Annotated in this window: 24 protein-coding genes; 22 read left to right on the top strand and 2 right to left on the bottom strand. The window is 46.8% G+C overall.

Features of this window, described 5'->3' with window-relative positions:
• Positions 1–20 precede the first annotated feature (20 nt).
• Positions 21–1,715, top strand: a complete 1,695-nt coding sequence (locus tag ACXQIQ_RS09335; RefSeq protein ID WP_439299034.1) for a glycoside hydrolase family 13 protein — start codon at positions 21–23, stop codon at positions 1,713–1,715.
• Between the two features lie 261 nt (positions 1,716–1,976).
• Complete coding sequence (locus ACXQIQ_RS09330) at positions 1,977–2,147, top strand: hypothetical protein (RefSeq protein WP_439299035.1); 171 nt, start codon at positions 1,977–1,979, stop codon at positions 2,145–2,147.
• Positions 2,148–2,180: 33 nt separating this feature from the next.
• Here ACXQIQ_RS09330 and ACXQIQ_RS09325 read toward each other — a convergent pair whose 3' ends face one another.
• A complete protein-coding gene (locus ACXQIQ_RS09325) occupies positions 2,181–2,822 on the bottom strand; it encodes an SDR family oxidoreductase (RefSeq protein ID WP_439299036.1) in 642 nt (213 codons plus the stop codon).
• A gap of 145 nt (positions 2,823–2,967) precedes the next feature.
• Between ACXQIQ_RS09325 and ACXQIQ_RS09320 the strand changes: the two genes are divergently transcribed.
• The 17 genes from ACXQIQ_RS09320 (at position 2,968) to paaX (ending at position 17,380) form a co-directional block, all read left to right on the top strand.
• Positions 2,968–3,711: an MBL fold metallo-hydrolase gene (locus tag ACXQIQ_RS09320; RefSeq protein ID WP_439299037.1), complete on the top strand. Its 744-nt coding sequence runs from the start codon at positions 2,968–2,970 to the stop codon at positions 3,709–3,711.
• A gap of 14 nt (positions 3,712–3,725) precedes the next feature.
• A complete protein-coding gene (locus ACXQIQ_RS09315; RefSeq protein WP_439299038.1) occupies positions 3,726–4,721 on the top strand; it encodes a lipoate--protein ligase in 996 nt (331 codons plus the stop codon).
• Positions 4,722–4,871: 150 nt separating this feature from the next.
• Positions 4,872–5,237, top strand: coding sequence for a hypothetical protein (locus ACXQIQ_RS09310; protein WP_439299039.1), 366 nt, complete (start codon positions 4,872–4,874; stop codon positions 5,235–5,237).
• 27 nt (positions 5,238–5,264) lie between these two features.
• Complete coding sequence (locus ACXQIQ_RS09305; RefSeq protein ID WP_439299040.1) at positions 5,265–5,414, top strand: hypothetical protein; 150 nt, start codon at positions 5,265–5,267, stop codon at positions 5,412–5,414.
• Between the two features lie 130 nt (positions 5,415–5,544).
• The gene (gene paaK, locus ACXQIQ_RS09300) at positions 5,545–6,849 is read left to right on the top strand and encodes a phenylacetate--CoA ligase PaaK (RefSeq protein ID WP_439301907.1); all 1,305 of its coding nucleotides are present in this window, start codon (positions 5,545–5,547) and stop codon (positions 6,847–6,849) included.
• 95 nt (positions 6,850–6,944) lie between these two features.
• Complete coding sequence (gene paaA / locus ACXQIQ_RS09295; protein WP_439299041.1) at positions 6,945–7,913, top strand: 1,2-phenylacetyl-CoA epoxidase subunit PaaA; 969 nt, start codon at positions 6,945–6,947, stop codon at positions 7,911–7,913.
• Positions 7,914–7,933: 20 nt separating this feature from the next.
• Positions 7,934–8,296 carry a 1,2-phenylacetyl-CoA epoxidase subunit PaaB gene (gene paaB / locus ACXQIQ_RS09290; protein ID WP_439299042.1) on the top strand — a complete coding sequence of 121 codons (363 nt, stop codon included), beginning with the start codon at positions 7,934–7,936 and terminating at the stop codon, positions 8,294–8,296.
• Entirely contained in the window at positions 8,296–9,081 is a 786-nt protein-coding gene (gene paaC, locus ACXQIQ_RS09285) for a 1,2-phenylacetyl-CoA epoxidase subunit PaaC (protein ID WP_439299043.1), read from the top strand. Before paaB ends, paaC begins: the two co-directional genes overlap by 1 nt.
• Before the next feature lie 56 nt (positions 9,082–9,137).
• A complete protein-coding gene (gene paaD, locus ACXQIQ_RS09280; RefSeq protein WP_439299044.1) occupies positions 9,138–9,647 on the top strand; it encodes a 1,2-phenylacetyl-CoA epoxidase subunit PaaD in 510 nt (169 codons plus the stop codon).
• A gap of 17 nt (positions 9,648–9,664) precedes the next feature.
• Positions 9,665–9,973, top strand: a complete 309-nt coding sequence (locus tag ACXQIQ_RS09275) for an EthD family reductase (protein ID WP_226548346.1) — start codon at positions 9,665–9,667, stop codon at positions 9,971–9,973.
• Positions 9,963–10,739 carry an enoyl-CoA hydratase/isomerase family protein gene (locus tag ACXQIQ_RS09270; RefSeq protein ID WP_439299045.1) on the top strand — a complete coding sequence of 259 codons (777 nt, stop codon included), beginning with the start codon at positions 9,963–9,965 and terminating at the stop codon, positions 10,737–10,739. The genes ACXQIQ_RS09275 and ACXQIQ_RS09270 overlap by 11 nt, the downstream gene beginning before the upstream one ends.
• 14 nt (positions 10,740–10,753) lie before the next feature.
• Positions 10,754–11,527: an enoyl-CoA hydratase-related protein gene (locus ACXQIQ_RS09265; RefSeq protein WP_439299046.1), complete on the top strand. Its 774-nt coding sequence runs from the start codon at positions 10,754–10,756 to the stop codon at positions 11,525–11,527.
• 63 nt (positions 11,528–11,590) lie between these two features.
• The gene (locus ACXQIQ_RS09260) at positions 11,591–13,108 is read left to right on the top strand and encodes an aldehyde dehydrogenase family protein (protein WP_439299047.1); all 1,518 of its coding nucleotides are present in this window, start codon (positions 11,591–11,593) and stop codon (positions 13,106–13,108) included.
• A gap of 392 nt (positions 13,109–13,500) precedes the next feature.
• Positions 13,501–14,364: a 3-hydroxyacyl-CoA dehydrogenase gene (locus ACXQIQ_RS09255; RefSeq protein ID WP_439299048.1), complete on the top strand. Its 864-nt coding sequence runs from the start codon at positions 13,501–13,503 to the stop codon at positions 14,362–14,364.
• A 1-nt stretch (position 14,365) separates the two neighbouring features.
• Complete coding sequence (locus ACXQIQ_RS09250) at positions 14,366–15,571, top strand: thiolase family protein (RefSeq protein WP_439299049.1); 1,206 nt, start codon at positions 14,366–14,368, stop codon at positions 15,569–15,571.
• 21 nt (positions 15,572–15,592) lie between these two features.
• The gene (locus tag ACXQIQ_RS09245) at positions 15,593–16,369 is read left to right on the top strand and encodes an enoyl-CoA hydratase-related protein (RefSeq protein ID WP_439299050.1); all 777 of its coding nucleotides are present in this window, start codon (positions 15,593–15,595) and stop codon (positions 16,367–16,369) included.
• Between the two features lie 114 nt (positions 16,370–16,483).
• The gene (paaX, locus tag ACXQIQ_RS09240; RefSeq protein WP_439299051.1) at positions 16,484–17,380 is read left to right on the top strand and encodes a phenylacetic acid degradation operon negative regulatory protein PaaX; all 897 of its coding nucleotides are present in this window, start codon (positions 16,484–16,486) and stop codon (positions 17,378–17,380) included.
• Between the two features lie 167 nt (positions 17,381–17,547).
• Here the strand turns inward: paaX and ACXQIQ_RS09235 are convergent, their stop codons facing one another.
• Complete coding sequence (locus tag ACXQIQ_RS09235) at positions 17,548–18,072, bottom strand: gamma carbonic anhydrase family protein (RefSeq protein WP_439299052.1); 525 nt, start codon at positions 18,070–18,072, stop codon at positions 17,548–17,550.
• Positions 18,073–18,360: 288 nt separating this feature from the next.
• Between ACXQIQ_RS09235 and ACXQIQ_RS09230 the strand changes: the two genes are divergently transcribed.
• The 3 genes from ACXQIQ_RS09230 (at position 18,361) to ACXQIQ_RS09220 (ending at position 21,805) form a co-directional block, all read left to right on the top strand.
• A complete protein-coding gene (locus ACXQIQ_RS09230; RefSeq protein WP_439299053.1) occupies positions 18,361–19,308 on the top strand; it encodes an NAD(P)H-dependent flavin oxidoreductase in 948 nt (315 codons plus the stop codon).
• A 142-nt stretch (positions 19,309–19,450) separates the two neighbouring features.
• On the top strand, positions 19,451–20,797 hold the full coding sequence (locus ACXQIQ_RS09225) for a sodium-dependent transporter (RefSeq protein WP_439299054.1): 1,347 nt from the start codon (positions 19,451–19,453) through the stop codon (positions 20,795–20,797).
• A gap of 288 nt (positions 20,798–21,085) precedes the next feature.
• A complete protein-coding gene (locus ACXQIQ_RS09220) occupies positions 21,086–21,805 on the top strand; it encodes an SDR family oxidoreductase (RefSeq protein WP_439299055.1) in 720 nt (239 codons plus the stop codon).
• Positions 21,806–21,923: the final 118 nt, after the last annotated feature.

The following is a 21,923-nucleotide window of genomic DNA, read 5'->3' as shown; positions in this document are numbered from 1 at the left end:
TTACAACTTAGGAGGCAATTATGGCGAAACAATGGTGGAAAGAAAGTGTCGTTTATCAAATCTATCCTCGTAGCTTCAACGACAGCAACAATGACGGAATCGGAGACTTGAATGGCATCATTGAAAAATTGGATTACCTGAAGGACCTGGGTGTCGACGTCGTCTGGTTATCTCCAGTCTATGAATCTCCAAATGACGATAATGGCTATGACATTTCCAATTACCGGGCGATCATGGACGAATTCGGGACAATGGAAGATTGGGATCGCTTGTTGGAAGAGATGCACAATCGCGGCTTGAAGCTCGTGATGGACTTGGTGGTCAACCACTCGTCTGATGAGCACGCCTGGTTCGCAGAATCGAGAAAATCGAAGGATAATCCATATCGTGATTACTATATTTGGGATCCTGGAAAAGATGGGGCTGAACCGAACAACTGGGTGTCGTTCTTCAGTGGTTCCGCATGGCAGTATGATGAGGCAACGGAAGAATATTACTTGCACCTTTTCACGAAAAAGCAGCCGGATCTCAACTGGGAGAACCCGAAGCTCCGTGAAGAAGTGTATGATCTGATGAAATTCTGGCTCGATAAAGGAATTGACGGCTTCCGCATGGACGTCATCAACGTCATTTCGAAAACGCCAGGTCTCCCGGATGCAGAAGTGACAACAGACAGCAAGTACCAGTGGGGTGGAGAGCACTTTGTGAACGGTCCACGCTTCATGGAGTTCATGAAAGAGATGAACGAGAAAGTGCTGGATCACTACGATGTGATGACGGTCGGCGAAACACCGATGGTCACGCCAGAGGACGGCGTTCGTTTTACAAATGAAGAAGATGGGATCTGCAGCATGCTGTTCCAATTCGAACACATGGACGTCGACAGTACGCCTGGAAGCCACCTCGGAAAGTGGAAAATCAATCCGGACTGGAAACTGACGGATCTGAAGAAGATCATGACGAAGTGGCAGGTCTCTATGCAGGAAGGGAAAGGTTGGAACAGCCTTTACTTGGAAAATCACGATCAACCACGGTCGGTTTCCCGTTTTGCCGATGACGGAAAATACCATGAGGTGTCTGCGAAGATGCTTGCGACCTGGCTTCATATGATGCAAGGAACGCCTTATGTTTATCAAGGGCAAGAGCTTGGCATGACGAACGTCGCATTCGAGCGTTTAGAAGATTATAAGGATGTTGAGATCCATAACTTCTACCGTGATGTCGTCGAGAACGGAAGCGAGGATCCGGAAATGATCATGGATGCAATCCGTGCGAAAGGTCGAGACAATGCGCGTACGCCGATGCATTGGAACAGTGGCACGAACGCTGGCTTCAGTGATGCTGAACCGTGGATCAAGGTGAATCCGAATTACAAAGACATCAATGCGGAACAGCAAGTGAACGATCCAAACTCCGTTTACTCGTACTACAAGCGTCTTATCCAGTTGAGAAAACAGCACGAAATCGTCGTTCATGGCGATTACGACTTGATTCTCGAAGACGATGAGCAAATTTACGCGTATACAAGAACGTTAGGTGATGAGAAGCTGCTCGTCATTACGAACTTCAGTGGAGAGAAGCCTGTCTTCAAGCTTCCAGCTGGTCTTGACGGCAGTCGTCCTGAGCTGTTGATCTCCAACTATGATGTACGCGATCATTCACTCGAAGGGTTGACGTTGAAACCGTATGAAGCACGCGTTTATAAGTTGGCATAAATGAGGAAGAGTCCCACTGATTAGTGGGGCTCTTTTTTCGTAGTAAAAAAGTATTGAGTTCCCCAAGCGAGAGGGAAAGTTCCACAAGTGAAGATGAAAGTTCCACAAGTGAGAGCAAAAGTTCCCCAAGTAAAAGCGAATCTTCCACAAGTCAGTATCAAACTTCCTGAAGCAACCCCAAAAATTTGGGCTGATCCTTTAGTTTCCCAAGTTTTAAAACTCCGCAGAACGGTAATGAGGGGTTAAAAGGAGGTATTAACCATGCCAACTGATAAAAAGAAGCAGAAAGAACCTGACCATACACTTCATGAAGACGAGACCGTCGATCCGATACCAACAGAGGACCATAGGCAAGAAATAAAAGAGGAAAAGAAGAAGGAGAAATCGAAAGACGACTCCTCCAGTGAACGTAAATATAGAGAAAATGAATGAAAAAAGCGGCCGCAAATGGCCGCTTTCATTATTTTATATAGCTTTCAAAGCATCCGTAATGCTTTTATCGCCTGAAAGGATTTCGAACGTTTTTCCATATGTGTTCTTAAGATCCAGCGTTTTAACCATCACATTAGCAACGTCTTCACGCGAAATCTCTCCTTCATAATTGTCCAGTTTCTCTGCTGCACGGATCTGACCGTTGCCAGCACCATAAGAAAGCCTTCCTGGTCTTACGATCGTGTATTCGAGAGAACTGTTTCGGAGTGCATCATCTGCTTTTCCTTTTGCCTCAAAATAGTGCTTCATTTCGTCAGAACCATATTCAGGGTTGTCGGCTCCGACTGTACTGAGCATAACGAAGCGTTTCACACCCAATTTTTCAGCGCTTTCAATCAGTTTGATGGCACCTTCTTGGTCGACCGTAATCGTTTTTTCAGGTCCGGTCTTGGATCCGGATCCCGCAGCGAAGATGATCGCATCGCAGCCTTCTACGGCATGGTCCACCTCATCTTCCAGGTTCGCGAGCGCTGTCTCTTTCGCTCCTAACTGCTCTAGTTCAGCAGATTGTGTAATGTCACGGATCATGGCCACTGGCTCATGTCCATTTTCAGCTAAATGTTGAATGATACTTCGACCTGTACCTCCGTTTGCTCCTGCAACGAGTACTTTCATTGTCTATTCCAGCTCCCTTCTGAAAACATAGTTATTATGTTCCACATTAGCAAAGAATATAAACGATTTCGAATGAGAAGCAGCGCCATACTAGAACATTAGTCGGTGTTTTTATACAATAGAAGAAAAGTGAGAGGTGAACTAAATGAAAGTCACAATAGTCGGTTGCTGGGGCGGCTTTCCTAGGAAGCTGGAAGCGACATCTGGTTACTTGCTACAGGAAGATGGATTCAACCTGCTCGTCGATTGCGGAAGTGGTGTGCTTTCCCAGCTGCAAGCGTACATAGATGTTGAGGATTTGGACGCCGTCATTTTGTCCCACTATCATCATGACCATATTGCCGATATCGGTCCTTTGCAATTCGCACGGCTCGTCAAATCACACACTGGCTCTAAGTTACCTGAGCTTCCGATTTACGGCCATCGTTTCAACGAAGGGGAATTCCAGCGGCTTTCCTATAAAGGTTTTACGGTTGGTGAAGAGTATAATCCGGCGGTTCCGATTACAATTGGTCCGTTTAAAATTTCGTTTTTACAAACGAGGCATCCAGTCCCATGTTATGCGATGCGGATTGAAGGTCAGAATCATACGGTCGTCTATTCGGCGGATACGAGTTACCAGGAGGAGTTTTTCGACTTTTTCCGTGGAGCGGATCTCTTGTTGATGGAATCTAACCTGTATAAAGGAATGGACGGTGCCAGCATCGGCCATACGACGAGTGAAGAAGCGGGAATTCTTGCGAAGGAGTCGAATGTTCGTCAACTCGTCCTGACCCATCTGCCTCACTTTGGTGATCTCGACCAGCTCGTGAAAGAAGCGGAAGAAAAGTTTGACGGTCCCGTGACCCTTGCGAAAAGTGGTTACGTCTGGGACGGAGAAAAAATATAGAGGAGGACATAAATATGCTCTTATTTATCGATAACAACAACATCACAGATCCAAGAATCAATTTGGCGATTGAAGAATATGCCTTGAAACACCTTGATATCAATGATACTTACTTGCTGTTCTACATCAACGAACCGTCCATTATCATTGGAAAGAACCAGAATACGGTAGAAGAAATCAATTCCGATTATGTGAGGGAACATGGCATTCATGTCGTCCGTCGTCTATCAGGTGGTGGAGCTGTGTATCATGACCTTGGGAACTTGAACTTCAGTTTCATAACGAAGGATGATGGCAACAGCTTCCACGATTTCAAAAAGTTCACCGATCCAGTCGTCAAAGCACTGCATCGCCTGGGTGTACCGGCTGAACTCAGTGGTCGGAACGACATTTTAGTAGATGGGAAAAAGATCTCTGGGAATGCACAGTTCTCAACGAAAGGGCGCATGTTCAGTCATGGGACGCTCATGTTTGACTCTGAAATTGAGAACGTCGTTTCTGCATTGAATGTGAACATGGACAAGATCAAGTCAAAGGGAATCAAATCGATCCGAAGTCGAGTCACGAATATCCGTGAGCACCTGGATGAGGACATGACAGCTGAGGAGTTCAGAGAAACCCTTCTGAAGTACCTTTTCGAGGAGCAAGAGGAAATCCCGTATTACACGTTGACCGAGGAAGATTGGAAGAACATCCACAAGATTTCCGAGGAACGCTATCAAAACTGGGATTGGAATTATGGTAAATCACCTAAGTTCAACGTGAAGCATTCTCACCGTTTTGAGGGAGCTGGGCAGCTTGATCTCCGATTGGATGTGGAGAAGAATACGATCCAGCATTGTAAAATTTATGGTGACTTCTTCGGTGTAGGGGATGTAGAAGAGATCGAGTCCCGTTTAATCGGAGTGAAATATGATCGAGAGGAAATCGAGAAAGCAATCAGTGATTTGGATATCGGACATTACCTTGGAAAAATTACAAGAGAGCAATTCTTGGATTTGGTGCACTAAGGAATTAAGGAGAGGCGACCTTTGGACAGGTCGTCTTTTTCAATGCATCCGTTTTTTACTTTTCACAGGTGACAAGCTCGTGTGAACAAAAAATAGGCACATCCCTCCTATAGGTGAATATCATGGTTATGTAAGAAAGGAGTGATGATGATGTCTGAACAAAAACGACCGACAAATTCGACGAGACAGGGCAACCAACCGAGAGAAGAAGATCGAGCGAAACACAAACACATGTATGAAAAATGTAAGGAATATACGAAGTACCACGTCCTTGTCGAAACGAAAGACGGTAAGAAATTCGATGCAATCATCATGGACGTGAAGAAGGATAAGGTGGAACTGCTCGTACCGGAAATGATGGAGCCGGAATCCTATGGACAAATGAGAGAACAAGGGTATCGACAGCCGAGGTTCCGCCGTTTCGGGGGATTGATTTTACCGCTTGCGGGTCTTGCAGCCCTGTCACTCGTCCCCTACTACCAACCCTATCCATACTATCCATACCCGTACTACTAAAACTCCCTCACTTCAGGGAGTTTTTTTATGCTTCTCGATGTGTCAGGCTCCAACAACATTGATCATTCCAGTAGTAGGTGCCTGACACTATCGGTACCTGGCACCGATTACGATTCCGCTGCTGGCAAGGATTCTTTGAGCGTACCAGGTACTGAAGAGGTAATGATGGAGTACTGATGAGCACTTCGTTGACAAGAAAGCGCTTTCCTTATAAGCTTTTTATATATCATATTTATTGGAGTTCGATTTATTTTCGTTATATTTCAGAGGAGGGGAAGCAGTGATTTACAATGTCGAGAAGGAAACGATGGGTGTCGAGGAAAAGGAGCGGTTGCAACTCGAACGCTTGAAGAAAACGGCACAGACTGTGTATGAGAAGGTCCCTTTTTACAAAAAGAAGTTTGAAGATTCAAACATTACTCCTGATCAAATCAATAGTTTAGAAGATTTGAAGAAGCTTCCGTTTACGAAGAAACAGGACTTGCGTGACCACTATCCATTCGGTCTTTTTGCGGTGGATCAAAAGGACATCGTTCGTCTCCATGCGTCATCAGGTACAAGTGGAAAACCGACTGTCGTCGGGTATACGAAAAGTGATATTGAATTATTCAGCGAAGTCGTTGCACGAGCGATTGCAGCTTCTGGTGGCGAACCGGGCAATGTGCTTCATAACGCCTACGGGTACGGCCTCTTCACGGGTGGACTTGGTCTGCATTATGGGTCTGAACAGCTTGGAATGGCGACTGTTCCGGTATCAGGCGGGAACACGCAACGACAAATCCTATTGATTGAAGATTTCAAACCTCAGGTCATCTGTGGGACACCTTCCTACATTCTCAACATTGCTGAAACGATGGAAAAGATGGGGAAAGACCCGAGAAATACGAGTCTCAAATACGGGATCTTCGGTGCCGAACCATGGTCAGAGGAAATGCGGCAAACGCTTGAAGAGAAGCTCAACATCAAGGCAGTCGATATCTACGGACTGAGCGAAATTATCGGACCAGGGGTCTCCATTGAATGCCATGAAGCACAAGATGGACTACATATCGCAGACGATCATTTTTACGCTGAAGTTATCGATCCCGAAACACTTCAACCGCTGCCGGATGGAGAATACGGTGAACTCGTTTTCACAAGCTTGACGAAAGAAGCATTCCCGATCATCCGTTATCGTACAGGTGATATCGCTGCCATCAATAGTGAGCCGTGTAAATGCGGACGTACATCGGTCCGGATGTCGCGAGTGAAAGGCCGAATCGATGACATGCTCATCATCCGCGGTGTGAATGTTTTCCCTTCTGAAATTGAAAACTGCCTTTTACAGCTAGAAGAAATCGTTCCACATTATCAAATTCAATTGAAGAGGGACGGTACGATGGACCAGGTCGTTTTACAAGTTGAAGTCAGTGAAAAGGTGTTCGATGAATGCTCTCAAGACTTGTCTCACCTCATGATGGAAGGCTTGAAGAGCAAAATTCAGCACACGATCAAAACGAATTGCCTCGTTTCCATCGATGTTGATATCCAGAAGCCGAATTCTGTTCCCCGATCAGAAGGAAAAGCCGTGCGGGTTGTGGATTTACGAAAAGAAGAAGCCCTACAGAAGTAGTACTTTTCAGAATATGGGGTAAAAAGCATTGAATTAATTATAACGATATTCTATAATGACGTTAAATAAACGTAATACTCGGAAGGTGATAATAGATGACTATCGAAACATCGTTCGATCAGTTGACAGAAGATGAAAAATACGAGCATTTCCTTGCGCGTATCGACGCTGGTGAGAAGATCGAGCCAAACGACTGGATGCCGGATGATTACCGTCAATCGTTGATTCGTCTGATCTCCATGCATGGAATCAGCGAAATAATGGGAGCGCTTCCAGAAAAGGAATGGGTTCCGAAAGCACCGACGTTACACCGTAAACTTGCCATCATGGCAAAGGTTCAAGATGAGATGGGCCACGGCCAGCTCCTTCTTCGTGTAGCTGAAGACCTGATGGAACCACTTGGAATGAACCGTGAAGACATTATGCAGAACTTATTCTCGGGAAAACTGAAGTTCCACAATGTGTTTCATATGAAAGCGCCTACATGGGGCGACGCTGGAATCATCGCATGGCTCGTTGACGGCGCGGCGATCATTTCACAGAGTATGATGCTGAATTCTTCATACGGCCCGTATGCAAGAGCATTGAAGCGAATTTGTGCAGAGGAAGTCTTCCATGCACAACACGGAGAAAGTATCATCATGGCTTTAGCAGAAGGAACGCCAGAGCAGCGCGAACTTTTACAAGATGCATTGAACCGCTGGTGGACTGCACTTCTCATGTTCTTCGGACCAAAGAGCAAAGAGAATGCATCGACTTCTCACGTTGATAAGAACATGCGCTATAAAATCCGTGAAAAAACGAACGAAGAACTTCGTCAAGAATTCTTCAACAAATATGTACCGCGAATCTGGTCTCTCGGCCTGACGATTCCGGATGAAACGATCCACTTTGACGAAGAACAAGGTCTATGGGTCTATCAAGATCCTGACTGGAACGAATTCAAAGAAATCGTTACTGGTAACGGACCTCAATCGAAAGAACGCCTTGAGCTTCGTGAAACATCATACGAAAACAACCGCTGGGTACGCGAAGCATTGAACTCTGCAGCACAAGCGATTTAACCGGAGGAGGAGGGAATCCATTGAGTGAAAAAGGAAAAGACGGCTTCTACAGCGTCTATGAAGTATTCAGTAAAAAAACAGATAAAAGTCCACTACAACATCAATTCAGTCTATTGGCACCGAACGAAGAAATGGCACTCATCATGGCTCGTGAAAACTTCTTCCGCCGTGAGCCTGTAGCCGACATCTGGGTCGTCAAGCGTGAAGATATCCGCGTGATGAACCAGGAAGAGAAGGAAATGCTCAAGCGTTTGGACGATAAGGATTACCGTGAAACAAAAGGTTACGGTTATCTGAAGAAAAAGTGGCGTAAATACCAGCAGGAGCAATTTACAGAAAAGAACCTGCTTAGTAATAGCAACAGCAAGGGAGGATCCAAGTAATGGCACAAGACAAAGCATTGGTTGAGCTTCTCTACACACTTGCTGATGATGATTTCATTTTGGCGTATCGAGGGTCTGAGTGGCTCGGTCTTGCACCACACATCGAGGAAGATGTTGCGTACTCATCGATCAATCAGGACATGATGGGACACGCAGCGAAGTATTATCACCTATTGGAAGAGTTGGGAGAAGGCGACGCAGACGAGCTTTCTCACTTGAGAGCACCTGAGAAGTTCCGGAACGCAGTCCTTTTAGAGGAGAAGAACGGAGAAGGGACGTACCTTGAACAACCTCAATACGATTGGGCGTTCGCTGTTGTTCGAAACTACTTCTATTCGATCCATAAAAAGTACCGAATGGACTCTCTGAGAAAATCAAGCTATGAACCTCTCAGCGATACCGCGAAAAAAGTAAGCATCGAGCTTCAGTACCACCTGATGCACTGGGAGACTTGGTTCAAGCAATTGATGACGAGTACCGATGAAGCGAAGCGCCGTATGACAGCAGCGATCGATCGTTGCTGGAATGAAATGGGCGGAGTGCTTTCACTCGGACCGATGGCAGACGAAATGGCTGAGAAGGGCTATATCGCAAGCGAAGAAACGATGCGTACGAAATGGCTCGATCATATGGAAAAGACATTCGAACAAATCGGCGCGGACTTCCCAGGCGAGCTCGGTATGACAAAAGGAAACGGCCGTCAGGGAGAACATACAGAAGACCTGACGCAAGCACTAGAAACACTTTCGGAAGTGTACGAAACAAATCCAAAGGTAGCCTGGTAGAAAACGACGAGTTTTGACCTAATTTTTAAGATTATGAGTTTGAGAGGAGGATTACGATGACCGGAATCGAATCGAAACAATTGGTAGAGACGGTTTATCAAGTGCTTCAAAATGTCACTGACCCTGAAATTGATTCTGTCAGCATCCGTGATCTTGGAATGGTGGAGAAGGTTGACGTGGATGAATCGAAAGCAACGGTCTCAATTTTACCGACATTCACAGGTTGTCCAGCACTCGACATCATCCAACGGGACATTGTCAATGCTGTCATTGAAGTAGACGGCATCGAAGAAGTGGAAGTCATTTTTCCATCCAAACCGATCTGGACGACAGACCGAATCACTGATCAAGGGAAAGAACAACTGAAGCAATTCGGAATATCGCCTCCTCCTGCAAATCATACACCTGGAGAACCGTGGGAGATCCCATGCCCGTATTGCGGGTCGGTCTATACCACGATGGAGAATCTGTTCGGCCCGACAGCGTGCCGATGCATTCTCTATTGCAGAAGCTGTAAAAATCCATTTGAAGCTATGAAACCCGTCGCCAACATCGGTGACGAATAAGAAAGGGTGTTTATTTAATGGTAAAATTGATCGCACTTTACAGAAATCCTGAAAACAAAGAAGAATTCGACGAGCACTATTTCAACACACATTCACCAATCACAGCTAAGATACCCGGACTTCGCAAAATGGAAGTGACGAAAATCGTAGGTTCACCAATGGGAGGAAGCGACTATCACCTTCTATGTGAAATGTACTATGACGATCACGATGCTTTGAAAGCAGCAATGAAAACAGATGAAGCAAAAGCTTCTGGGAAGGACCTCATGGGATTTGCAGGTGACTTGGTAACACTGATGATCGGTGAGGAAGTCGATGGTGAGTAAAGAAACCATCAAAACATGGACTGAAGCTGGTGTCGGTGTCATCCAACTAGATCGTCCGAAGGTTTTGAACGCACTCAACCGTAAAATGGTTACTGAAATCCTTGAAACGATGGAAGCGTGGGATCGTGATGATGACGTCGCGGTCATGATCGTGACAGGCGGACCGAAAGTCTTCGCGGCAGGTGCTGATATCGACGAAATGGCAGAAGACGACTCGATTTCTCTCGAGCTGTTGAACCAGTTCGCTGAGTGGGACCGTCTTGCCTGGGTGAAGAAGCCGATCATCGGTGCTGTTAACGGCTATTGTCTTGGAGGAGCTTTCGAATTGGCACTCAGCTGTGACTTGATCGTTGCAGCGGAAAATGCCCAGTTCGGATTCCCTGAAATCAACCTCGGTGTCATGCCTGGTGCTGGAGGAACGGTTCGACTGACGAAATTGATGGGCCGTGCAAAAGCACTTGAATGGCTCTGGACGGGAGACTATATGACAGCAGAATTTGCGAAAGCAAATGGCGTCGTGAACCGAACGGTCGCACCTGAGCTCGTATTTGAAGAAGCGATGAAACTCGCTCGGAAAATTGCGAAGCAAGCACCGTTGTCTGTCCGTATGATCAAGGAAGCGGTCAACAAATCTGTCGATCATTCCATTTATGAAGCGATGCAGTTCGAGCGTAAAAACTTCTATATGCTGTTCTCTTCAGAAGATCAGAAGGAAGGCATGCGCGCATTCGTCGAAAAACGGAAACCACAATTCAAAGGGAAATAAGGAGCGGTTGAAGGATGTTTGAAACGATTGAATACCGTACGGAAAACAATGTTGCTTGGCTTCGACTGAACCGACCGGACAAATTTAATGCCTTCACCGAACAAATGAACTTCGAGATCACGAAAGCATTAAAAGAGGCAGAGAGAGACAAGGAAGTTCGTTGCCTGGTCATCACCGGTAATGGAAAAGCATTTTGTTCAGGCGAAGACCTGGCGGGGGTCAAAGAGGATACGGATCACGCGGAAATTTTACGAAAAAGATATAACCCGATGGTGGAGAAGCTGGCGAGCTTCGAAAAACCAGTCGTGGCGGCAGTCAATGGGGTTGCAGCTGGAGCAGGCATGAGTCTCGCACTTGCTTGTGATTTCCGACTGATGTCAGAGAAAGCGAGTTTCATAGAGGCGTTCATCAATGTCGGACTCGTACCTGACTCAGGGAACTTGTTCTATCTTCCAAGACTTGTTGGACATGCAAAAGCACTAGAGCTTGCGGTCATGGGAGACAAGGTGTCGGCAGAAGAAGCGAAAGACCTTGGACTTGCGAACAAGGTGATTCCATTGGACAGCTGGGAAGAAGAAGTGACCGCTTTTGCGGAAAATCTTGCGAACAAACCGACGAAAGCGATCGGTCTCATCAAGCGCTATCTACGTAAAAGTTGGGACGCGGACTTGAGCGAAATGCTCGAGAACGAGGCATACGCTCAACGAACAGCGGGGATGACGGAAGACCACGCCGAAGGAGTCAAAGCTTTTATCGAAAAAAGAATGCCTGAATTCAAAGGGCGTTAGATTAGAAGAAGCAGAAGATGTATCAACGTTAGAACTAAATTACTTAGAAGGAGTGACTGATCAATGAGTACAACGAAAGAACAACAACAAACTGCAGTAGAGATGAAACGTGACGCTTACAAAATGGTCATCAACGGAGAGCAAGTCGACAGCGTATCTGGTGAAACATTCACAACATATAACCCAGCAACTGGTGAAGTACTTGCTCAAGTAGCTAAAGCGGGTACAGAAGACGTCGACAAAGCGGTCGAAGCAGCTCGTAACGCTTTTGAAAAAGGGAAATGGCCGAAGTATCCAGTCGGAAAGCGTGCTCGCGTATTGAACAAAATCGCTTCAATCATGCGCAGCCGTTTCAACGAATTGGTTGAACTAGAAGTCTTGAACAGCGGTAAGTCATTGTCAGCTGCTCAAGGGCAAGTGATGCAAGCAGTTGAAAACTTCGAATTCTACGCAGGTGCAATCGTTGGTCACCGCGGACATGTAAACAACATGCCTGGACCTTTTACAAATACAGAAACGAAAGAGCCACTTGGCGTATGTGCGCAAATCATCCCATGGAACTATCCGATGATGATGGCTTCTTGGAAAGTAGCGCCGGCAATCGCTGCTGGTAACTCGATCGTATTGAAGCCAGCAAGCTTGACGCCACTAACAGCAATCATCTTGACGGAAATCTGCCACGAAGCAGGCGTACCAGAAGGTGTTGTAAACATCGTAACAGGACCTGGTTCAACAGTCGGAAACCACTTGGTCGAGCACCCTGGTGTTGATAAAGTTGCGTTCACTGGTGAAACAGGAACAGGGAAAGACATCATGGCAAAAGCTTCTGAAACATTGAAGCGCGTAACGCTTGAGCTTGGAGGAAAGTCTCCGAACATCGTATTCGAAGATGCGAACATGGACGCTGCTGTTGACGGGTCTCTATTCGGAATCTTCTACAACACAGGTCAATCTTGTGAAGCTCGTTCCCGTCTCTTCGTACACGAAAACATTTATGACGAGTTCATGGAGAAGTTCGTTGAGAAGACGAAAAAGCTAGTTCTTGGTAACCCGCTTGATCAAGGTACACACATCGGCTCAATCATCAGCGAAAGCCAGGTAGAAGTGATCGACGGTTATGTAAAAGAAGCAGAAAAACAAGGTGCGAAAGTACTTGTCGGTGGTGGTCGCGCGAAGGTCGACGGCTACGAAAACGGGCACTGGTACCTGCCAACAGTCATCACGGATGTTACGAACGACATGAAGATTGCTCAAGAAGAAATCTTCGGACCAGTTGTCGTTGTTATGAAGTACAGTGACGAGAAGGAAGTTCTGAAGCTTGCGAACGATACAGTATTCGGACTTGCAGCAGCAATCTGGACAACGGACCACGCACGTGCAAACCGCGTCGCTACTAAGCTGAAAGCTGGTACTGTGATGGTCAACTCACCGTTCTCCGCATTCCCTGGAACGCCGTTCGGTGGTTACAAGCAATCTGGATTCGGAAGAGAGCTTTGTATTGAAACACTCGACCTATATACAGAAACAAAAAGTGTCATCTCCTATGTTGGAGGCAAGCCGCTGAATCCGTTCGGAGTGTAACCATAATCAACCAATAGGCGAGCACCTTTTCAGGTAGCTCGCCTTCCATTTTAGAAAAAGGCAGTTTTCTAAAAGATTGTTGCTTTTGGCACTCTTCTTTATTTGAGTTGATTGAAGCGTAAGGTGCGATACTCCTCGAAAATGGAAATCGTATTTTCTTCGTGCGATGTATCGCTGCTGAAGCTTTCCTTGTCCTACGGGACAAGCGGTCAGGTGGAGACTCCTAATGGCGCAAAGCGCCAGGAGGCTCACCGTCGCCCCGTGGAAAGCGAGCAACCTGGAGCGGAGATCAAAACATACAAGAGCAACAATGTATGCGAAAAGAGCATAGAAAAATTGCTTCAACGTTTGAATACTATCGGACAAAAGTTCCAATAAGGGAGTGGAAGAGCATGATCAAGCACATTACAGTCATCGGTTCTGGTGTCATGGGTCGTGGAATCGCCTACGTTTCAGCGGTCGGTGGTTACAACACGACGCTCGTGGACATATCTGAACAAGCGCTCGCTAGTGCTAAAACGGAAATCAATGCCATCTTCGACAAAGGGGTTCAACGCAACAAGATTTCTGAAGATGCAGCGAACGAAAGCATGGAGCGCATGAGCTATTCGTCAAGCTTGGAAGAGACCGTCGCCAACACGGACATGGTCATCGAAGCGGTACCGGAAAACCTCAACATCAAGAAGAACGTCTTCGAAACGATCGACAAGCATGCACCGGAGCATTGCTATTTTGCAACGAATACATCCACAATGAGCCCGACGGAAATCGCTTCATTCACGAACCGTCCTGGGAAAGTGATCGCAATGCACTTTTTCAATCCGGTACATAAGATGCCGTTGATCGAAATCATCAAAGGACTGGATACAGCTGAAGATACGGTGAAAGTCGCCAATGAAGTCGCGACTAAGATGGGGAAAGAAACCGTCACAGTGAATGAATTTCCTGGATTTGTGACGAGCCGGATCAGTGCACTCGTCGGAAACGAAGCGTTCTATATGCTGCAAGAAGGCGTTGGCGCACCGGAGGAAATCGACAAAGCGATCAAGCTTGGTTTGAATTATCCGATGGGACCTTTTGAACTCGGTGACCTCGTCGGACTTGATACACGCTTGAACAATTTGAAGTATTTACATGAAACACTTGGTGAAAAATATCGCCCATGTCCGCTGCTTGTGAAATATGTCAAAGCAGGACGCCTTGGCCGCAAGTCAGGCATGGGTGTTTACGATTATAGTGAAAAAGGAGGCAACTAACATGCGTGAAGTTGTCATCGTAGATGCAGTCCGCACACCGATTGGACGCTATAAAGGCGCACTGAAGAACATTCGCCCGGATGACCTCGGAAGCCTTGTCATCAAAGCGCTTCTAGAACGGAATCCTGATCTACCGAAGGAACAAATCGAGGAAGTCGTTTTCGGAAACGCGAACGGTGCCGGTGAAGAAAACCGGAACGTAGCGCGTATGTCAGCACTCCTTGCAGATCTACCAGTCGAGGTCGGCGGTACGACCATCAACCGTCTTTGTGGATCCGGTCTTGATGCTGTCTCTTATGCGGCACGTGCCATCATGGCGGATGAAGGGGACATTTTCATTGCAGGTGGTACGGAGAGTATGACCCGTGCACCGTTTGTTATGGGGAAACCGGACAAGGAATTCCCACGTGGCAACATGGAAATGTTCGATACGACGATTGGCTGGCGCTTCGTAAACCCGGCGCTTGAGGAAAAATTCGGGACAGACAGCATGCCGGAGACGGCGGAAAACGTAGCACAAGACTACGGAATTTCCCGTGAAGAGCAGGACCAATTCGCTTATGAAAGCCAGATGAAGGCGAAACGCGCAATGGATGAAGGTCGCCTTAAGGACGAAATCGTTCCCGTCGTTTACAAGGATCGCAAAGGGAATGAAATCGTCGTCGATACGGATGAGCACCCTCGTCCGACAAGTTCTCTTGAAAAGCTTTCCACGCTAAAACCGCTGTTCAAAGACGGGACGATTACTGCAGGAAACGCATCGGGAATCAACGATGGTGCATCAGCCCTCCTGATCATGAGCAAGGAAAAAGCGGAAGCGCTCGGTTTGAAGCCGATGGCGAAATACGTGACGTCCGCAACAGCAGGACTCGAGCCACGTGTCATGGGACTCGGACCCATCCACGCTTCACGTAAAGCGTTGAAACGTGCAGGACTTTCATCGAGCGACCTCGGATTGATTGAGCTGAACGAAGCTTTTGCTTCCCAGTCGCTTGAGTGTATCCGTCAACTGGAGCTCGATCCATCTCGCGTCAACATGAACGGAGGAGCGATCGCTTACGGTCATCCGCTCGGAGCAAGCGGCGCGCGTATTCTCACAACGCTTTTACATGAGATGCGGAAACAGAAGACCCAATACGGCCTTGCAACGATGTGCATCGGTGTCGGCCAGGGAATCGCAGCAATCGTAGAAGGATATAACGACTAAATTTTATTAGGAGGAATCGGCATGTCATCCATTTTATATGAAGTGAAGAACCATATCGCATACGTCACATTGAATCGTCCGGACGTGTTGAACTGCTTCAATTACGATACGTTGAAACAGTTGGGCGAAGTCGTCGAGGAGATCCATCATAACCCTGAAGCGAGAGTCGTCATCTTCACAGGTGCAGGGGAGAAAGCGTTCAGTGCAGGTGCTGACCTGAAAGAACGTAAGACGTTGACGGAAAACGAAGTCCGTCGTAACGTCACGAAAATCAGAGACGTCTTTACGGCAGTCGATAAGTTGCCTCAGCCGACGATTGCCGTCATGAACGGCTATGCATTTGGTGGAGGATTCGAGCTGGCGTTGGCGTGTGACTTCCGAATTGCAGTCGAAGATACGAAGATGGGCTTGACCGAGCTTGGATGGGCGATTATCCCTGGAGCTGGCGGTACGCAACGCTTGCCACGCTTGATCGGCCAGGCGAAAGCGATGGAACTGATTTTAACAGCGAAAAAAGTATCATCCGAAGAAGCACTCCAATATGGTATCGTCAATGAAGTCGTTTCTTTCGACAGATTGATTGAAACGGCCGAGCAATGGGCAGAAAGAATGCTAAGCAACGGTCCAATCGCATTGAAGCAAGCGAAATATGCGATCAAGCAAGGAATGAACGTCGACCTCGAAACAGGATTGAATCTCGAAGCGAAAGCCTACGAAGTGACGATTCCGACGAAGGACCGTGTCGAAGCGTTAGTCGCATTCGGTGAAAAGCGTCCGCCTGAATTCAAGGGAGAATAACAGGAACAAAGTGGCCATCCTTTTCGCCGTTATAAAGAGAAAGATTGAGAGGGTACACGATATTTAGTATCATAAAGAAATCATTTAGAAATGAACCGGAAAAGGATGAGCACCATGCAGAACAGTTTGAACACTCGTTCAATGATTTTCACGTTATACGGAGATTACATTCGCCATTACGGCAACGACATATGGATTGGAAGTCTGATCAGACTGTTGAAGGAATTCGGACATAACGAGCAATCCGTACGCGCAGCGATCTCGAGAATGAACAAACAAGGCTGGGTCATAGCGGAACGGAAAGGGAACAAAAGTTATTACCGTTTGACGGAACCTGGTGTGCAAAGAATTGAAGAAGCGGCGAAGAGGATCTTCAAGTTGCAACCGGAAAACTGGGACGGTCAGTGGCGCATGTTCACTTACACGATACCGGAGGAGAAACGAAACATCCGGGATGAGTTGCGGAAGGAACTTGTGTGGAGCGGGTTCGGACTTCTGTCCAACAGCTTTTGGATTTCTCCGAACAAGCAGGAGAAACAATTGAAACAGATGATCGATAAGTATGACATCGAAGATTACGTCCATTTCTTCGTTTCGGAATACAAAGGTCCTCATAAAAGCGAGAAGCTTGTGGAAGAATGCTGGGACTTGAACGACATCAACGAGAAGTATGATGAGTTCATCAAGACGTACAGTCAGAAGTACGTTATGGACAAAAACAAGATTGAAAAAGGCGAGATGACGGATGGAGAGTGTTTCGTCGAGCGTACGAAGCTCGTCCATGAATACCGTAAATTCTTGTTCGTCGACCCAGGTTTGCCTGAAGAGCTTTTACCGAAAAAATGGCTGGGGGATTATGCTGCGAGTCTGTTCAGTGATTATTACAAGGCGCTCGCTCAGCCCGCGAGCCGATTCTTCGAGGACGTATTCAGTGAAGGAAACGAAGTGAAGAACAAGGACAAGAAGTATGACGCGTTGAATCATCCGCTGATCATAGAGAATAACAAATAAGGGACTGACGAAGGTCAGCCCCTTATCTATGAAACTATTTCGTTTATAGCTTAATTTCACCTAAGTTTTCTTTACACTGATTTGAATTACTTTTCAGCAAGGTGTTGTTTCGACGTGGTGGAAAAGTTGGGAAACCAGTATAAGCGCAACTAAGGTTCAATCTGCGCTTACAGCTTGATTTCACCTAAGTTTTCTTTAAACTCTTTGCCCTTTTGCTCGTAAGTGTCGATTGTCAATTGGATGAGCTCCAGGTCTTTGTCCGTGAGTTCGCGGATGACTTTTCCTGGAGAACCCATGACCATAGTACGAGGGGGGATCTTTTTACCTGGAGGAATCAACGTATTTGCACCGATGAATGCCGATTCCCCGATTTCAGCACCATCGAGGATGGTTGCGCCCATGCCGATCAAGGCACCTTTACGAATCGTACATCCATGAAGGATGACGTTATGCCCGACAGAAACCTCGTCTTCCAGGATGAGCGGGTACTCTTCATACAAATGACACGTGCAATTGTCTTGAATATTGCAGCGCTCACCGATGACGATCGGCGCTTCGTCTCCACGGACGACCGTGTTGAACCAAACACTTGAATTTTTGCCGATGGAAACGTCACCTATGATATGTACTCCTGGCGCGATGAAGACGGATTCATCGACTTTCGGATTCTTCCCGTTATATGGATAAAGCATAATAGACCTCCTTGAAAACGTTTTCTAAAGTATAACATATCAGAAGTCGGGAGTTGAACGAGAGGTGATTGACCCGTATCTGGGGTTTACGAACCACTTTTGAGAGGTTACGACCCGTTTCAGGAGGTTTACGAACCACTTCTCGAAGCGATCGACCCGTTTCTGGAGGTTTGCGAACCACTTCTAGAGGAAATCGCTCCACTTCACGATCAATACGAACCACTTGTCGAGGAGATCGAACCACTTCTCCCGATAAATTGTAATTTTCTATAGAAAGGATCTTTCAAAATGAACCGGTTATATGAACTGCTCAACATCCAATATCCGATCATCCAGGGAGGCATGGGGAACGTTTCGAATGCCCCGTTGACTGCAGCAATTTCCGAAGCGGGCGGCCTCGGAACACTCGGAATTGGTACGATGCAACCTGATGAAATTGAAGCGCTCATAAAGGATACAAAGGAACGAACGGACAAGCCGTTCGCCGTGAACATCCCGCTTAGCGTCTCACCTGCGGTCAAAGAAACAGCGATGCTGCTTTTTCAATATGAGGTTCCAGTCGTCGTGCTTTCAGCTGGTAACCCGGCACCGTTCATTCCGAAGTTCAAAGAAAAGGGACTGACGGTCATATGCGTGGTCGCCTCCGTCAAGCATGCGAAAAAAGCGGAACAGGCTGGAGCTGACATCATCGTGGCTGAAGGATACGAAGCGGCTGGTATCAATGCGACGGAAGAATCGACTACGATGACGTTGATTCCTCAGGTCGTGGATGCGGTGGACATTCCGGTCATCGCAGCTGGTGGGATTGGCGATGGCAGAGGACTAGCCGCAGCACTCTCTCTCGGTGCAGCGGGTGTACAAATGGGCACAAGGTTCATCGCCACCCAGGAAGGTGCTTTCCATGAGAACTACAAACAGAAGTTGATGGAAGCGACAGATACGGAAACGACGATTGTCGGGCGATCATATGGTAAAATCCGCAGACTCATGAAAACGCCATACGCACTCGAACTGTTGAAAGACGAAGCTTCTGGTGCTGATGTTGAGAAGTTCGTGCAGAAGACAACAGAAGATTATCATCGCAAAGGCGCAGTTGAGGGTGACTTCGATAAAGGATTCATCAACTCCGGACAGATTGCAGGGCTGATCAAAGACATCCCTACCGCCGAAGAATTGCTTCAGCGTATGGTAAAAGAAGCAAAAGAGACGCTTCGTAAAACGGAAAATTTGCTGTAGACGCGGAATTTTTACCAGGCTATGAAGTCGCTTTAACACTTAAAAGCTTTGGTGCGGAAAAATTTCCTCTTGCCTATATCGGTGAGATTTGTTACAAATATACATTAATTGAACTAATTCTTTTTAACCACTGGAGGTACTTATGGCACAACAAGAGCAATGGACTTCGAAACTCACATTCATTCTAGCAGCTGCCGGCTCTGCAATCGGGCTCGGTGCGATTTGGAAGTTTCCTTATGTCGCAGGTACGAGTGGTGGAGGAGCATTCTTCCTCGTATTCCTACTCTTCACGTTTTTAGTAGGTTTTCCACTTTTACTAGCTGAATTCGTTATTGGACGTAGCACTCAGAAAGAAGCGATCTCTGCCTACCGCTCAATTGCACCAGGTTGGGAATTCATCGGTCGGATTGGTGTTTTCACAGCATTCATCCTATTATCCTTCTACAGTGTGATCGGTGGTTGGATTCTATTATACTTTGGTGCTAGTATTACCGGTTATGTATCGGGTGTCGACAACTATGAACAGTTATTCGGAACGATTATTTCCAACCCTTGGACCGCAGTCGGTTCACAGCTTGCGTTCATTCTCTTGACGATCCTCGTCGTTGCGAAAGGGATTAAAGAAGGGATTGAAAAAGCGAGTAAATGGATGATGCCGGCCTTGTTCGTGCTCTTCATCATCTTGATCGCACGTTCTTTGACACTCGATGGGGCAATGGAAGGGGTCCGTTTCTTCCTGCAACCGGACTTCTCGAAGTTAACGTCTGAAGGCGTCCTGTTCGCACTCGGCCAGTCGTTCTTCTCACTCAGTCTCGGTGTGTCGGTCATGGTCACATACAGTTCTTACCTATCTAAAACAGAAAGCCTTGGAAGATCTGCAACGTCTATCGTTTTCATGAACATCTTCATTACGATCCTGTCTGGACTGGCAATTTTCCCAGCAGTCTTCTCGTTCAATTTCGAGCCGACCGAAGGACCAGGACTGCTGTTCATCGTCTTGCCGTCTGTGTTTGCGGAAATGCCGGGCGGAACCATTTTCTTCATCGTGTTCTTGGCATTGTTCTTGTTCGCAACCTTAACATCTGCGTTCTCGATGCTTGAGATCATCGTCGCTTCGGTTTCGAAGAATTCCAGCCAACGTCGTTCAAAAGCGGCTTGGGTTGTCGGATTGATCATTTTCGGTGTTGGAATTCCATCAGCACTTTCTTACGGCTTACTGGCCGATGTGAAGCTGTTCGACAAAACGATCTTTGATTTAATGGACTACCTTGTGAGTAACATCATGCTTCCGATTGGTGCATTGTTGATCTCCATCTTCGTACCATGGAAAATGAAGCGCGAAGTGTTGGTCGAAGAACTGACGGATGGCAGCAGTCGCGGCAAACAGCTGTTGGCGCTCTGGCTCCTCATGCTGAAGTACTTCGTACCGGTTCTGATCATCATCGTATTCCTGGATGCGCTCGGCGTGTTCGACTTATTATTTGGTTAATCTGAGAGGACTGTCCCTTGATAGGGGCAGTCCTTTTTCTATATGGAGCAGGACTTTTGACCCGAATTCTAAAACCGACCTTCATTTTTCGAAAACCAACCCTCAAATTTCTAAAACGTAGGTTCATTTTTCTAAAATGAACCCTCTTTTTTCTAAAACCAAGCCCACTTTTTCTAAAACCACCCCAAACCGACACCAAAATCGCCCCCGGATTCGAATGTTTTGGTAGGTTTGTAGTACAATATGGATGGACAACTTAGATCAGACAGTGGAAAGGAGACCAAAATCATGCTGAATGGAAAAGTAGCAGTCGTTACAGGAGCTTCAAGAGGAGCAGGGAAAGCAATTGCGACGCGCCTCATGTCAGAAGGCGTCAAGCTTGCAATCATCGGTTCTTCTGAACAAATCCACGAAACAGCCACAGAGCTGAAAGAAAGCGGAGGGGAAGTCCTCAGCCTTCAAGCGGACGTAGCAAACGAACAACAAGTGAAAGAAGCATTCCAGCAAGCGATTGATCAATATGGCAAAATCGACATTCTCGTCAACAATGCAGGAATCGGATTTTTCAAAACGGCAGAAGAAACAACGGTCGAAGAGTGGGACAAGGTGTTCAATGTGAACACGAAAGGCGTCTTCCTTACAACGCGTGAAGTCCTGCCTTCCATGAAGGAAAACCGGTCGGGAACCATCATCACGATCTCATCTGACGTTGGACGAAGAGCGATCGCAAATGGATCGGCTTACACGGCGACAAAATATGCGGTCCAAGGCTTCATCAACTCGGTCGCGCAAGAAGTCCAGGAATACGGTATCCGCATGGGAACGGTGAACCCGGGCGCAATCGACACGTACTTTGCAGGTTCGAATCAAGGTGAAACGCACAAAGAGGATTGGCTGAAGGTCGATGACATCGCTGAAGCGGTATGCTACATGGCATCTGCCGCAAAACATATGGTCGTCGATGAGATTCTGCTCCATCCACTCTCACAAGAATACCCACGCGCATAATAAAAACCATACACCAGGAGATGACCCAGAACGAAAGGATGGGTCATCTTTTTTTACGTAAAAACCCATTCGTACCAGTCCTTCAGCCCTCGACACAACCTGACATTACATTGCTTTT

The sequence above is a fragment of the Pseudalkalibacillus sp. Hm43 genome, from assembly GCF_054170705.1.
The sequence above is the reverse complement of the archived record's forward strand: the minus strand, read 5'-3'. Positions and strand labels throughout refer to the sequence as shown.